The following is a 14632-nucleotide window of genomic DNA, read 5'->3' on the forward strand; positions in this document are numbered from 1 at the left end:
TATTGGATAATTAAATATTTGATACTATAAAATTTTTCAAAATATGGGGGAAAAATGACTACTTTAACTCTTAACTTAAATCCCACTTTAATTCTTGATGATGAACAATTTATCAGTATTTGTCAGCATAATCAAAACTTGAATTTTGAACGAAATCAGAAAGGAGAATTAATTATTATGCCTCCCACAGGAAGCGAAATAGGGCAAAAAAATTGTAGTTTATCAGGACAATTATGGGCTTGGAATAATCGTTATAAATTAGGCATTGGTTTTGATTCTTCCACAGGTTTTAAACTTCCCAATGGTGCGATTCGATCTCCCGATGTTTCTTGGATAAAATTAGAAAGATGGCAACAATTAACCTACGAAGAAAGACGTAAATTTGCGCCAATATGTCCCGATTTTCTTATCGAATTATTATCTTTAAATGATGAGATTGAAGATACTAGAAAAAAGATGATGGAGTATTTAGAAAATGGTTTACAATTAGGTTGGTTAATCGATCCTCAAAGCAAAATTATAGAAATTTATCGATCGAATCAACCCATAACAATACTTAATAATCCTGCCACTATTTCAGGAGAAGATATATTACCTAATTTTGTCTTAGATTTAACCGATATTTTTACTGATTAAACAAAAGGCTAAAGCCTTTACTACAAACAAAATATGAAGGTTATTAGATTTAATTGTTATACTGGAATCAACTGCCTTATAATTTTAGACACAAATAAAGTATGAGAAAATATGGAAAAAATAGCAGAATATTTCTCTTTTTTAGCCCCGAATGACATCCGTGTTAAAGGTACAAGGGTTGGCATTGAAACTATTTTATACGATTATATTTATCGTGAACGCACTCCTGAGCAGATAGCCAAAACTTACCCTTCCCTGACTTTAGCACAAGTATATGCAACTATCCTTTATTACCTTGAAAATAAAGAGGAAATAAGCCAATATATCGCCGATTGGTTAGAATGGGGGCATCAAATGCGAGAAGAACAAAAGCGTAATCCGTTACCTGTTTTTGAGAAATTGCGTCAACTTAAAGCCGAACGATTAAAATTGGGTAAATCCTATGCCAATCAAGTATTTAATGGATGAAAACCTCGATCCAATTTACCAAATACAGTTACGACACAAAGAACCCGACTTAGTAGTATGGGCAGTAGGCGATCCTAATACTCCACCAAAAGGTACTTTAGATCCCGAAATCCTCCTTTGGTGCGAAAAATACGACTTCATTTTGGTTACAAATAATCGTAGATCGATGCCAGTTCATTTGATCGATCATCTAGCCCAGGGACATCATATATCAGGAATTTTCCAGCTAAATCCGAATATGAGTGTGGGAGAAACTCTTGATGAATTAGTTTTAGTTGCTCTGGTGTCCGTGGAAGGTGAGTATAGAGATCGAATTTCTTACTTACCTTTATCTTAGTTTGTAGTGAGCAGTTTTATTATAAAGCTGGTATTCATGTCATTATTTTTTACAAAATGCGTATTTACGGTAACAGAGAAATAAAAACTTTATCAGGAAAAGATACTCGCCCGACAACTTCTAAAGTTAGAGAGGCTATATTTAATATTTGGAAAGATGATATTGAGTCCGCTTCTTGGTTAGATTTATGTGCAGGAAATGGTACAATGGGGGCAGAAGCACTTTGTCGTGGTGCGATCGAAGTAGTTGCCATCGAAAAGTCACCTATTGCCTGTCAAATTATTCGGGAAAATTGGCAAAAAGTAGCTCAAGAAGGGCAAAAATTTAAGGTTTTAAGAGGAGATATTTTACAGAGATTAAAGAGTTTAAAAGGACAAAAATTTGATCTAATTTACTTTGATCCACCTTATCATAGTGATCTGTACGATCGAGTCTTAAATTTAATTTATGATTACGAACTATTAAAAGGGCAAATAGCAGTAGAATATGATCCCAAAAAATCACAAATTAGTGAACAACAAAAATTCACACTAATTCAAACAAAATTCTACGGTAATATTGCTATTAATTTTTATTCATATTAATCTTATCATAAAACATTTAGGATAAATCATCAACACTAATAATCAATCCTTTTTGATGTTCTAATAACTGTTCGATCGAATTTGATACTATAGAGATTAAACTAGGGGGAAAAATCGACAAAAATTTTTCAGCAGTAAGTTGACCATTGAAAAAATGATAACATTGAGAACTATATTGCTGAAATCCCTGCAAAGAAAGATGATTAATAATGAAAAGGCAAAAAAGGGAATGATTGACATCAGGAAATAAATTTGAAGAAGACTTGCAAGAGAATAAATCTAAGATTATTTTTTCTTGATTATTTTGAGGTTGATAACCAGAAACAGAAGGCAGAAAATCAAAAATAGAAGCATGGGGAAAGTTATTATCAGGATGAGGATTCCAAAAAAAACTTAGTGTCATAGGAGGGTAAAAACGGGAAGATAACGCCTCTAAAATAGCAATACTAACTAATTTTATTTCCAGATATATTCTGACAATATGAAGATTATTTTCGCAACGAGTAATTAATTCTTGAAAAGTATCTATATTTGGTTCATTATGGTAACGATGAAAAACTAAATCAGGAGAGATAAAATTAATAAATTTAGTGGTATTGACTAAAGCGAAACGATAATCTTGAAGAGAATATTTTTGCGTCTCATATAAACAATGATTAGTTTCTGGTAATAATAGCCATGTATTTTTGACAAAATCTTCAACATCATCAGAAGCAAAACCACTAACATCAAGATTAGCTAATTTAACTGCTTGAATAATAGTAAGAGTAATTTCTTCTTGAGTTAAACCTAAATTAAAATTTTTATTAACTATTTCTAAACGATTTTGAAGTTGTTGAGGAATCGTCTTATTTTTCTCTTTTGATTTACGAAAAGGGATAGTTAATTCAATAATAGTAACAATACGAGTAATAAGAGATAATGGTAAATAAGGTTGTAAAATTTGACTGGCAATTAAGGCACTTAAAAACTCATTTTGTCCTTTTACCGCTAATAATTTATCTCCTAAATTAAAGTCAAAAATTTGCAAAATAATAGAGAAACATTTATCTTGATAATCAATACTAGATTTGATAAAAAATGAACCTTCTTTTTCAATAATAAAAGGATTCACATAGGAAGTTAAATTAAAGGGGATATTTTCATCAACTTGTAAATAGATTAAATCATGAAATAATCCTGCCAAACTAATCAAAGGTTCAGTGGTTTTTGATAACATTAAGATATGTTCAAAAGTATGAAAACTGCGCCATTTTCCTCCCATTCCATCGATAATTAATTGAGAAATTTCACAGATTTTCTCCTCTGTCAAAGAAAAACCTAATGTTGTCATCGCACATTGGAATATTTGACGACACTGAAAGAGATTGTCTGCTAGATTCATAATAAGTAATGAAATAATGAGTAATGAGTGATAGGAGTATTAATCTATACCTGACATTATAATTAGTTACAGTGTTAGTGCGTGAGTTCTAAAATTGAACTAAAATTCTAATTACAATTAATACTATATAATCATATTGATTATTGACTATAGCAATCAGAAATCAATCCTGAGAAAATTGTTGTCTATTTATTATGATTTAAGACTGTTTTTCATTTATCTTTTCTTTCTTACTGATAAAATGTAATGATTCTTCATATTTTTAGCAATCATAATGTCAGAGAAAAAGAAAATCGTTGTTATTGGTGCAGGTTGGGCAGGTTTAGGTGCTACTTATCACCTCGTCAAGCAAGGTTATGATGTTACTTTACTGGAAGCCTCCTCTTATGCTGGAGGATTAGTGGCAGGATGGAAAACTCCCCAAGGTAGAAGTGTGGAGGCTGGAATACACGGTTTTTGGTATCCCTACGAAAATATTTTTCATCTAGTCAGGGAGTTGAAATTACATCCCTTTACCCCTTATACTCGATCGAACCAATATTCTCCCTATGGTTTAGAAACATCATCCCCTATTTTTCAAGAAAAACCTCTCTTACCTACTCCATTAGGCACTTTTCTTTATCCTGATTTTTACCGTTTGCCTTGGCTCGATCGAGCTTCTGCGTTACCCTTAATGTATGCTTTACTAGATTTTGACAATTCTCCAGAGGCATGGGAAAGATACGACAAAGTAACAGCAAGAGAGTTGTTTAAACAATACGGCGTATCCCAAAGACTTTATAAAGATTCCTTTGAACCGATGTTGTTAGTAGGTTTGTTCGCTCCGGGTGAGCAATGCAGTGCGGCGGCGGCTTTAGGAATGTTATATTATTTTATCCTTGCCCATCAACCTAATTTTGATGTGATGTGGTGTCGTGGCACAGTAGGAGAAATGATTTTTCAGCCTTGGATTGAGAAAATAGAGGAGTTGGGGGGGAAGGTTTTAACTAATAAACGAGTCACGGATATGGTTATCGATACCGAAGGAAAAGCCACTGCTGTTGTGTGTGGAGAGGAAGTTTTTGAAACTGAAGCGGTGATTTCGGGGGTTAGCATTTCTGGTATGAAGAAAATCGTCAGTAATAGCCCTAATTTGAGTAAATATCAAGAATTTCGGAATTTACAGAATTTGAGTTCGATCGATGTATTAGCCGTTAGGTTATGGTTTGATATACGGATTAATATTCCCTTGCCTTCCAATGCTTGTTTTGGTTTTGACAACACCACAGGATGGACATTTTTTGATCTCAATACCCTCCATGACAAATATAAAGATGAAGAAGGAAGCGTTATCGAGGTTGATTTTTACCACGCCAATCAACTGTTATGTATGAGTGACGAGAGAATAATTCAAAAAGTACATCAAGACTTAACCACTTGTATCGGTGACTTTGCCAACGCCGAAATTATCGACTATTCTATAGTAAGAGTACCCCAAGGAGTAACTCATTTCTCCCCCGGCAGTTATCAACACCTGTTGAAAGTCAATACCAGTATCCCCAATTTATTCATGGCAGGTGACTGGATCATAACAGATCACGGCTCATGGTCACAAGAAAAAGCCCTTGTCACAGGTTTAGAGTCTGCTAATGAAACGATAAAATATTTTAATATGGGAAAACAAGCTAATATTATTCCAGTGGAAAAAGATGAACCTCATATCGAAATAGGGCGTACAATTAATAAAAATATTCGTACTTTGAGTAAGGGTTTTTTACCTGATTTTTGGCTACCATAATTAAAAAGTAATGAGTAATGAGTAATAAGTAAAATTTGTTAATTCTTAATTTTTAATTCTTAATTCTTAATTCTTAATTCTTATTATGTTTAGTAAAAATAATCCCGAAAAACAAGCAAATACAACTCAAATTGAAGATTTAGTGATGAATAATAATCCTGAATCTTTAACTCCAGAATTGCCGATCGAGCAACAATCAATGGTGAAATTAGTAGAGAAAATTAGCGGTATTTTATCCCCCTATTTTATCGTTATTGTGGGTTTATATTTATATGATAATAACTTCTTATTTGGCTCAATATTAATCTTAGTGGGGATACTTTCTTTACTGAAAATTTCCTATGAAGATATTTGGGGATGGATAGAAAAAATTAAGAGTCTTTTTAGTCAAGATAATACCTTTAATAAATAATTGAAAATTGAGAATTGAAACGTAGTCTTGTTAAAAATATTTCGTATGCATAATGGGTTATTGATTAACACTTTATTCATTATGACTGTACTTTAGACAAAAAAGACTTTTGTACAAAATACACAAAAAAATTAATCCAGACTACGCCAATCATCCGAAGGAATAAAAGCTCCCCAATAAAAAGGATTTTGATATTTCTCACTGTTTAACATTTCTAATTGTACCTGACCCAAAGCATTCGATCGTCCTCATTGTCAGACTATCACCAATAAAATTCATCAAGATCATTAGATAAAATAGGAATATAAACTAAAAAAACCTAAAATATTACCAGTAATAGTTAAGAGAATTTTACTAAAATTATTACAATAATATATTGGTGATGCTAAGATCATAAATGGTACAATAGTTGTCACATATCTACTAGAAAATAAATGAGTAATTTTGCCGAATCCAAATAGTGAAAGAAGTATCGCAAAGGCAAAAAAAGAGAATGTTTGATTATTTCTATTTTTCCATATATTGACTACTGTAGAAATAATAAAAATAACACCTATTGACATTAACAATGATGAGGTAAATCTACCATAAATGATTACGAAAATATTAGGTAAAACTTTTTTTGCTAAAGATGAAAATGGTATTATTTCAACCCAACCAAAAATTAAATTAATTCCCCCTGTTATTATCACTATTTGAAGATAAATTTTGCTTTTTAAATTAAACCAATTTGGAGTTAATAAAAACATCCCAACTCCTCCATAAGCTAAAGATAAAAAGAAATGAATTAAAGAATATCCTGAACCGATAGCTTTTTGACCAGACGGCACTAAGCCACCCCAAATAATAAACTGTATTATTGGTAAAATAAGACTAGGTATTATAAATAATAATATTGTTAATATTTGTTTTTTATTAATGCTTTTAATTAATTGATTAATATTAAAATTTTGGTTAAATGTTATTATCAAAAAAGGCAGACAGAATAATATTAATAAAAAAGTTTGACGACCTAATATTGCAAAAGAAAATAAAAATCCTCCCAAAAAAACTGATGAAAAAGCTACTTTATTTGTATCATTTTTCATTCCCAATAACAGAAAATATACTCCTAAACAAGCAAAAAACATTGCTGGTATTTCTGTTAAAGCCATTCCAGAAACAGGCCAGATGAAAGGAATTGACATTATACTGAAACTTAAATTCCATGAATTTTGATAATCTAATAAAGAGGCAATATTCTTAATGATTAAAATAATCACAAGTAAAAGTACAACATTGATAATTCTTATTTGAGGTGCTTCCAAATTAGTCAAACTTTGAAATAGATAATGTATTATTGCATACGTTGGACCGGGTGCTGATTCATCACTTCCTTGTAAGAATCTCATGGATAATCCATACTCATTCAGTAATTCAACCTGAAATTGATGGAAACCCTCATCATAGACAAGATTATTAGGGGAAAAAATAACTAACATTACCAAAGCAAAAAAACCTAATATATTAATCAATAAGTTAATATTATTTATATTATTTTTAATTTTAGTAAGCATGACTACTTTATATTCTTATTAATTTTTAATTTATCTAAGTTATTTAACTGCTTTAATGAACATTTGAGAGCCTAAAATTGACCAGAAAATAGGTAATTTTAAGTAAATTGATAGCAATAAAGGTGAGCTAGGATTTCCCCTCGTAGAAAAAGGGAAAAATTGAGAAATTAATACATCAATTTTAAAGCCGATCGTACTTAAAATTTTTTGTAACGATAGATGAGTTATGGGTAATTGATGATCAATAAAATCATAGTATTCTTTATAACAATATTTAAAATTAGGTTGAATAATTAATAGTGATTCTCCTTCGTTTAATAGTTGATAACATACTGCTAAAATTGAGACTAATTCTACTTTATTGCGTAAATGTTCAAAGAAATTAGAGACAAAAATTCGATCGAACTTTGATCTCGAATATCCACGTCAAAATGAGTATAGTTTTTCTGTAAGTACTTAATAGGTAATTTTTATTCCATTGTGTAGAGGCATATTGTTGTCAATGCCTATTACGTCAAAACCTAAATCAGCAAAGTATTTCACCGATTCTGAACCGATTAACCCTGCTGAACACGTAATTAAGACAATTTGTACCACGATTTTAAATAAAAGATATTAGTTAGTAGTGTTTTTTCTAATAAATATTAGGCAAGATGCCTGTTTTACGAATGATTGCCTGAGTTCAATAAACCTTTTCATATATTTATACACTACTTTGTGATCATTTAAACAAAAATTCCTTTCACAATCACTTCATTATCTCTAATCCACTCGTAAATATATATTAAAGTCATTTTTGCATCCCGTTGGCGTTTCCACCCTGTTTTTTCTATCACCCTACGACTATCGGTGATGAAAATGGGCACATCCTCTTATCTATTTTCTATGATAGGCTCGATCGAGCTTTAATTGATAAGCTAAAATACATTTAACTTAAATTTTTTATGATTAGTGAGCGTAGTTTAACCACAGTTTTAATTTAACCTAACACCTTTTTCAAAACATGATTTTTTATACAAATGGGTAAGTACTAAAAATGTTAAGATTTATCCGTACAGTGATTTAGCCTAACTTATGGTTTAAATTATGAAATATGATATTCGCTATCGCCCTGCTTTTGCCACTATTTTTGTAACTTTAGAACCAAAAGAAAAGATTACCGCCGAAGCTGGTGCTATGGTTAGCATGGATGCAGATATAACTATGACAACGGAATTTTCTGGGGGTTTAATTCCTGCTTTGATGCGTAAATTTTTTGGCGGAGAATCCTTATTTGTTAATGTTTTTCATAATAAAACTAATCGCCCCTTAAATCTTGTGTTAACTCAATCCGTAATTGGGGATGTGGAAGCCTTTAAATTAGAAGGTAAAAGCATTTGTTTAGAAGCTGGAGCATATATTGCTCATGCTGGAGGCGTTAAAATGGGGGTTAAATGGGCGGGTTTTGCTAGTTGGTTTGCGGGGGAAGGCTTATTTAAACTAAAATTTAGCGGTAAAGGTAGAGTCTTATTTGGTGGTTATGGCGGTATTACTCACAAAGAAATTAACGGAGAGTTTATCGTTGATAGTAGTCATCTTCTCGGTTATGACTCTAATATCAAACTAAGTGTCGGTTTATCTGGTGGCTTATTGTCTTCCATGACTTCTGGGGAAGGTTTTGTCACTAAATTGAAAGGTAGAGGTACTATTTTAATTCAATCTCGCAGTGTCAGTGGTTTAGTCGGTTTTTTACGCCCTAAAGTAAGATAATTTATGGATATACAAATTTTACAACAACCCGATAGTTCGATCGCCAAAATAACCATGAATGCCCAAGAAGAATTAATTGCTGAAGCGGGTACAATGGTTGCTATGAGCGATTTTATAAACGTTAGCACTACTTTAAGACAAGGAAAAGGAGGGGGAATATTAGGCGGTTTAAAAAGAATAGTAGGAGGAGAATCATTATTTCTCAGTGTTTTTCGTTGCTATCAACCTAACGGGGAAATTTTTTTAGCACCTCGTTTCATCGGTGATATTATTGTTTATGAAATGACTGGTAATGAAATAGTAGTTCAATCAGGCTCTTATTTAGCTTGTGCCTCTGGAGTTGACATAGACTTAGGATTTCAAGGTTTCAAATCTCTCTTTTCAGGAGAATCAGTTTTTTGGTTAAGTATCACAGGATTTGGGGCGGTAATTCTTAGCTCTTTCGGTGGTATTTATGAAATAGATGTTGATGGTGAATATATTGTTGATACAGGGCATATTGTTGCTTTTGAGAAAACTTTAGATTTTAAAATAGGTAAAGCAGGAAGTAGTTTACTAGGTTCATTTTTAGGAGGAGAAGGTTTAGTGTGTCGTTTTTTTGGGAAAGGAAAAGTATTTTGTCAAACCCATAATCCGGGTAGTTTTGGTAGTTTAATTGGCTCACAATTACCACCAAGATAATGAAGAATTAAGAATTAAGAATTAAGAATTAATAACCTAATACCTAGTTATTATTTATTATTTTCAAATAGGATTTTTATATGCTAAATAAATCAAAAATAAAGTATCGAATTGAACATAATCCAGCTTATGCTTTTTTAATTTTAGAACTTCAAGCTAATCAAACAGTAATTGTTGAAGCTGGAGGCATGGCGGCGATGGATTCTTGTATCGAAATGAAGTCTAAAATGCGCGGTGGTTTAGGCAAAAGTGTCGCTAGAATGTTTGGAGGCGAATCTTTATTTTTAAGTGAATTTACCGCTAAAAAAAAATCTGGAGAATTATATATTTCTCCGGGGGAGCCGGGGGATATTTCCTATTATTATTTAAACGGAAATTGTGGTTTAATGGTGCAATCTTCGGGTTTTGTTGCCTGTGGCAGTTCGATCGAAATTGATACAAAATTTCAAGGTTTTAAAGGGTTTTTTAGTGGAGAATCTTTATTTTTATTAAAAGCAACAGGAATCGGGGATTTTTGGTTTAGTTCCTATGGTGCTATCATCGAAATTGAGGTTAAAGGAAACTATATTGTGGACACTGGTTATATCGTTGCCTTTGAAGATACCCTTAATTATAATGTAGAGATGATAGGGGGTTTATCTTTCCGTAGTTTGAAAACAGGAATTTTAGGAGGTGAGGGTTTAGTGTGTCGCTTCAGTGGCAATGGAAAGTTATGGTTACAATCTCGCAATTTGTATTCTTTAATTAATTTTCTTAATCCTTTTCGCCCTGTTAAAAGTAATTAATTAACTTGAATTTTCATCAAAACTTATGTTTCTGTAGCAAAAAAAAGGATTAGGAGATTGCTTCGTGCCTCGCAATGACACAATATCATTATCATTGTGTAAGTTTTATTTTTATCATAAATACTATGCCTTATTCTTCACCTATAAGTAATGAAAATCCTGAAGTAAATAATCGACAGTTATTAATCATCATAGCTTTATTTACTGGGTTAGGAATCTCCCTTATTTTAGGATTATTTATCTTAGTTAATAACCTAGTGAACTTTATTCCTATTAGTGTAGAACAAAAAATAGGAGCTTTAATTACGGAACAATTCAAACAAAAAAGTAGTTCTTCTTCTACAGCAATTCAGATAAATAAAATAGTTGATAATTTAGAAACTTTACTGCCTAATGATAGCATTTCTAAAAGAGATTATCAAGTGTTATATATTCCCGAAGATACTGTTAATGCTTTGGCAATTCCGGGAGATACTATTATTATTTATGAAGGGTTATTAAAAGAAGTTAAATCACAAAATGAATTGGTAATGATTTTAAGCCATGAAATCGGACATTTTGCTAATCGAGATCATCTTAGAAGTTTAGGCAATATTCTATTATTAAAAATAGTCATTAATTCTGTTTTTGGTGGTGTGGAAATTTTACAATCTGGTACTGATATTGCCAATATTTTAGCCCATGCCCAATATTCTCAAAGTCAGGAAAGTAAAGCCGATGAATTTGGTTTGAATTTATTAAATAAATATTATGGTCATGTAGCAGGGGCTACAGATTTTTTCGATCGTTTAAAGGAGGAAAATAAAAAACAGAAAATTACTGACTTTTTAGCTACTCATCCTCATCCAGAAAAGAGAGTTAAACACCTAGAAAATTTAATTAAAAAGAACAATTATACTCTAGGGAAAAAACAAGATTTATTTCTCAAAATTCCAGACTGAGAAAACAAAGGTTAAAACTTTCTGAGGATTAAATATAGGATTTTTTAAAATTATGAGGTACATTTTTTTATTGCTTCTTGACTCTTGCCTTTCAACGACAATTTTTATACCTTACCAAAAGGAGAATTGCTATATTAACTATGATGGATTGAATAATATTAAACCCCTACGAATTAAAAATTTTTGGTGGAGATGTCTAATAGTTTAATCAATGGTATATCATCTTCCCATCTTGGCACAATCTCTAATTTATCATTCTTTTCTCCTGTTTTTGTCAAGCATAAATTAGCTAAATCTTGTTTGATTTTTGCGATTCCTTCGGTAATAATCGTTTTATAGTCATCGGCATAAAAGGTGAAAATACGATGAGGTTTAGGTTGAGTAATTGTCCATGTAACGGTATTTTGATAGTGAGTTACTTGAATACCTTGCTCAATTCCTGCACAATCTGGCACACCACACCAACAGGTGAGGATAAAGTATTTTCCGTTATTTTCGAGACTGTCTTTTAATTCTGTCAAGGATGTTGCATAATAGAAAAAATCAACGATCGAATCCCCATCCACGAGAATTATACTAACAAAATAAAGGTTATCATCATTATCAAAACGGTATATTTTACTCTGTAACTCTAATTTATTCATGTTCGATCGAACTCAGTTATTATTAAGGATAAATATGGAAGGTTAATCGAACACAATTAATCGATGTTTTGAAGACTTGATGAAGAGTTTGAGCAGGAATAAAAAGATAATCTCCTGCGTTTAATTTCATTCCATCTTGTACTTAAATATTGCTTACAAAATCATTTTTTCTTTCGCTGTAAATCTCTAAAATAAACTTTTGATTATGTCATAATTTCTTCTTTGTTTTCTCGATCGAACTCAGGTTATGATAGTTGAGAGAAAATACCAAAAACGGAAGTATAGCCATGTAAAAAAGTAGTGCTTCCCACTTGCCCAATTTCGCCATTACAGAAAAAACCTGCTACAGGAATATCCGTTACATAGTCAAGAAATAGTTGAGAATCGAAATTCGGTTTACCATATAAACCCTCACCCCTTCCCATACAAGAAAACATCAAAGCACCGATAGAGTTTTCTCTATAGGATGGATCATTACAATAGTTAGTTAACAATGTTTCTAAATCATCGGCGGAAGCCTTAGCATCTCGAAGGTGAAAACGTACTCTTTGCCCTGCCCTAATTTTGTCACCTACTGCAATCGCACCGTATTTTGGATCAACACCGACAAGATTGCGAATAAGAAAATCTCCTGCTTTTAGTTGTAACTTAAATTCATCCCCCACGATGCCAATAAAAAGGGCGTATTGTGCTAATTCTTGATCTTCGGGGCTAAGTTGGGCTATTAATTTTCTTAGTAGGGTTAAAGGGTTATCAGTATTACCCGCATTGTCAGTCATTTCTACAATAATATTTCTTTCCCCTTGGGTGACTTGAAAAATATCTCCAATGGGGCGACATCCTTGCGCTACGATCGAGTCAACCTTAATATTACCACTAAGGGCAACTCCCACAGTACCTTGAGAATAGAAATATTCCTCAGTATCTTCCCCATTAAAATAGAATAAACCACTACCAACCCCCATAGTACTAGCACTAGCTAAACCTCCCACCTTAACCATATTCGGGTAAGCAAAATCTAAACCTTCTAACAATTCATTGATTTTAGTCGAGAAAGGATCGGATAATAAAATAAAACTAGGTTGTTTTTCTATACTTACCCCAATCATCTCCCACCATTGATTCGGGGCGCTATCCAAATCCGGTAAATCTTGAGAAGTTACATAAAAAGGAGTAATTTCCACATCAGGCAAACTAGCCACCGTCAAACTCAAAGCTGGGTATCCCTCCACTTCCTTCGGTTGATAACCATTTTTCATACCCACAATGCCTCCTCCACCGCAACCAATGACACAAGGTAACGGAAGTTTCTCCAATAAAATGGGCATCAGTCGAGGATAATCACTAGCAAAAGCCGAAGAAATAAAGACAATACCTATATCGGGGTTAGTGGTTAATTTCGATTTAATTTTTGTCACCACTTCATTAATGGCTTTTTCCAGAGACGCATTAGTTGATAAAGCATTAACCCACTGAATTTGATTTGACATGATATATTTATCCTAATCGATCGAGATGTCTGATATAAGAATAGTAAAATTCCTAGTATTGATCAAATATACAACGAAAAATAGTGAATAGTGAATAGTGAATAGTGAATAGTGAATATTTTTTTATCGTTAATTGTTAATTCCTCATTCCTCATTCCTCATTCCTCATTCCTCATTCCTCATTCCTCATTATTTTTATGAATCAACCCACACAAAATTATCAATATCTTTACTTACACGGTTTTACCTCAAGTCCAAAATCTTATAAAGCAGTTTATTTTACTAAAAAATACCAAGAAATAGGAATTACATTAAATATTCTCGACTTTAACCAACCAGACTTTGTTAATCTTAGTCTCACTCGTCAAATTAATCAAGTTAGTCAGATTATTGAAGATAACCCCCATCAACAATTTATCTTAATCGGTTCGAGTTTTGGCGGATTAACCGCTCATTGGATAGGTTATAAATATAGTGACAGGATTAAGGCGTTAATTTTAATCGCACCTGCCTTAAACTTTGCTAAAAGTTGGCTACCAAAATTGACAGAAGAAGCCTTAAAACAATGGCAAGAAAAAGGCTTTATTTCCGTCTATCACCACGGAGAAAATAAGGAATTATTATTAAGTTATAATTTTTGGAAAGACTTAATAACTTATGATGATTCGATCGTAAATTATGATATTCCCACTTTAATTTTTCATGGCACGGAAGATGATACTATTCCCATTGAAGTTAGTCGAGAATATGCTTTCGATCGTCCTCAAGTTATCTTAAAAGAGTATAACAGTGATCATACTCTGGGTGACTGTGTAGATCAAATGTGGTTAGAAATTATTGATTTTACCAAAGTCTTAAAATAATTTTTTGATATTTAGTAATCTAAAGTTATTTCTAAGCCTAATAATACATTTTCTCCTGATAAATTAACGGGCATTGTTACCATTTCAACAGGTTGATTTTGACGATAAATTTCAACGGTTTTATCCTGTGGATTAATTAACCATCCTAACGCTAATCCAGAGTCTAAATATTCCCTCATTTTTTCTTGTAATGGCTTAAGCCTATCAGTTTTTGATCTTAATTCTATGACAAAATCAGGACAAATAGGGGGGAATCCTTCCTTTTCTTTTTCGCTCAATGCTTCCCATTTTGCCAAAGATACCCAAGCCACATCTGGACTTCGAT

17 protein-coding genes are annotated in these 14632 nt (G+C 32.2%); 11 read left to right on the forward strand and 6 right to left on the reverse strand.

Annotated features, from left to right (window positions below; genetic code table 11):
* Positions 1–54: 54 nt before the first annotated feature.
* From ACN4EE_RS11875 to rsmD, 4 genes are all read left to right on the forward strand, one after another.
* Positions 55–636, forward strand: coding sequence for a Uma2 family endonuclease (locus ACN4EE_RS11875; RefSeq protein WP_431706657.1), 582 nt, complete (start codon positions 55–57; stop codon positions 634–636).
* Positions 637–747: 111 nt separating this feature from the next.
* Positions 748–1104: a DUF433 domain-containing protein gene (locus tag ACN4EE_RS11880; RefSeq protein ID WP_431706659.1), complete on the forward strand. Its 357-nt coding sequence runs from the start codon at positions 748–750 to the stop codon at positions 1102–1104.
* Positions 1079–1441, forward strand: a complete 363-nt coding sequence (locus ACN4EE_RS11885; RefSeq protein WP_431706660.1) for a DUF5615 family PIN-like protein — start codon at positions 1079–1081, stop codon at positions 1439–1441. Before ACN4EE_RS11880 ends, ACN4EE_RS11885 begins: the two co-directional genes overlap by 26 nt.
* A 56-nt stretch (positions 1442–1497) precedes the next feature.
* Positions 1498–2025: a 16S rRNA (guanine(966)-N(2))-methyltransferase RsmD gene (gene rsmD, locus ACN4EE_RS11890; RefSeq protein ID WP_431706661.1), complete on the forward strand. Its 528-nt coding sequence runs from the start codon at positions 1498–1500 to the stop codon at positions 2023–2025.
* 16 nt (positions 2026–2041) lie between these two features.
* On the opposite strand, the gene ACN4EE_RS11895 is transcribed toward rsmD, so the two are convergent.
* Positions 2042–3409: a hypothetical protein gene (locus tag ACN4EE_RS11895; RefSeq protein ID WP_431706662.1), complete on the reverse strand. Its 1368-nt coding sequence runs from the start codon at positions 3407–3409 to the stop codon at positions 2042–2044.
* Between the two features lie 274 nt (positions 3410–3683).
* Between ACN4EE_RS11895 and ACN4EE_RS11900 the strand changes: the two genes are divergently transcribed.
* Together ACN4EE_RS11900 and ACN4EE_RS11905 are read left to right on the forward strand one after the other, a co-directional pair.
* Positions 3684–5186, forward strand: a complete 1503-nt coding sequence (locus ACN4EE_RS11900; protein ID WP_431706663.1) for a hydroxysqualene dehydroxylase — start codon at positions 3684–3686, stop codon at positions 5184–5186.
* Between the two features lie 85 nt (positions 5187–5271).
* Entirely contained in the window at positions 5272–5598 is a 327-nt protein-coding gene (locus ACN4EE_RS11905) for a hypothetical protein (protein ID WP_431706664.1), read from the forward strand.
* A gap of 287 nt (positions 5599–5885) precedes the next feature.
* Here ACN4EE_RS11905 and ACN4EE_RS11910 read toward each other — a convergent pair whose 3' ends face one another.
* Together ACN4EE_RS11910 and ACN4EE_RS11915 are read right to left on the reverse strand one after the other, a co-directional pair.
* Positions 5886–7154 carry a hypothetical protein gene (locus ACN4EE_RS11910; protein WP_431706665.1) on the reverse strand — a complete coding sequence of 423 codons (1269 nt, stop codon included), beginning with the start codon at positions 7152–7154 and terminating at the stop codon, positions 5886–5888.
* A gap of 725 nt (positions 7155–7879) precedes the next feature.
* Positions 7880–8020: a hypothetical protein gene (locus ACN4EE_RS11915; protein WP_431706666.1), complete on the reverse strand. Its 141-nt coding sequence runs from the start codon at positions 8018–8020 to the stop codon at positions 7880–7882.
* 220 nt (positions 8021–8240) lie between these two features.
* Here ACN4EE_RS11915 and ACN4EE_RS11920 point away from each other — a divergent pair, with 220 nt between their 5' ends.
* From ACN4EE_RS11920 to ACN4EE_RS11935, 4 genes are all read left to right on the forward strand, one after another.
* Complete coding sequence (locus tag ACN4EE_RS11920) at positions 8241–8903, forward strand: TIGR00266 family protein (RefSeq protein WP_431706667.1); 663 nt, start codon at positions 8241–8243, stop codon at positions 8901–8903.
* Between the two features lie 3 nt (positions 8904–8906).
* On the forward strand, positions 8907–9584 hold the full coding sequence (locus ACN4EE_RS11925) for a TIGR00266 family protein (protein ID WP_431706668.1): 678 nt from the start codon (positions 8907–8909) through the stop codon (positions 9582–9584).
* An 80-nt stretch (positions 9585–9664) separates the two neighbouring features.
* Positions 9665–10369 carry a TIGR00266 family protein gene (locus tag ACN4EE_RS11930; RefSeq protein ID WP_431706669.1) on the forward strand — a complete coding sequence of 235 codons (705 nt, stop codon included), beginning with the start codon at positions 9665–9667 and terminating at the stop codon, positions 10367–10369.
* 125 nt (positions 10370–10494) lie between these two features.
* Positions 10495–11310 carry a M48 family metallopeptidase gene (locus ACN4EE_RS11935; RefSeq protein ID WP_431706670.1) on the forward strand — a complete coding sequence of 272 codons (816 nt, stop codon included), beginning with the start codon at positions 10495–10497 and terminating at the stop codon, positions 11308–11310.
* Between the two features lie 173 nt (positions 11311–11483).
* Here the strand turns inward: ACN4EE_RS11935 and ACN4EE_RS11940 are convergent, their stop codons facing one another.
* Both ACN4EE_RS11940 and ACN4EE_RS11945 read right to left on the reverse strand, forming a co-directional pair.
* The gene (locus ACN4EE_RS11940; RefSeq protein ID WP_431706671.1) at positions 11484–11954 is read right to left on the reverse strand and encodes a hypothetical protein; all 471 of its coding nucleotides are present in this window, start codon (positions 11952–11954) and stop codon (positions 11484–11486) included.
* A 245-nt stretch (positions 11955–12199) separates the two neighbouring features.
* Positions 12200–13444 carry an FIST signal transduction protein gene (locus tag ACN4EE_RS11945; RefSeq protein WP_431706672.1) on the reverse strand — a complete coding sequence of 415 codons (1245 nt, stop codon included), beginning with the start codon at positions 13442–13444 and terminating at the stop codon, positions 12200–12202.
* Positions 13445–13641: 197 nt separating this feature from the next.
* On the opposite strand from ACN4EE_RS11945, the gene ACN4EE_RS11950 reads away from it, so the two are divergent.
* Complete coding sequence (locus ACN4EE_RS11950; protein WP_431706673.1) at positions 13642–14307, forward strand: YqiA/YcfP family alpha/beta fold hydrolase; 666 nt, start codon at positions 13642–13644, stop codon at positions 14305–14307.
* A gap of 11 nt (positions 14308–14318) precedes the next feature.
* Here ACN4EE_RS11950 and ACN4EE_RS11955 read toward each other — a convergent pair.
* The coding region (locus ACN4EE_RS11955) for a Uma2 family endonuclease (protein WP_431706674.1) at positions 14319–14632 on the reverse strand (314 nt) is incomplete at its 5' end.

Origin of the sequence: Geminocystis sp. CENA526 (assembly GCF_050753365.1) — a bacterium.
Lineage (GTDB): Bacteria > Cyanobacteriota > Cyanobacteriia > Cyanobacteriales > Cyanobacteriaceae > Geminocystis.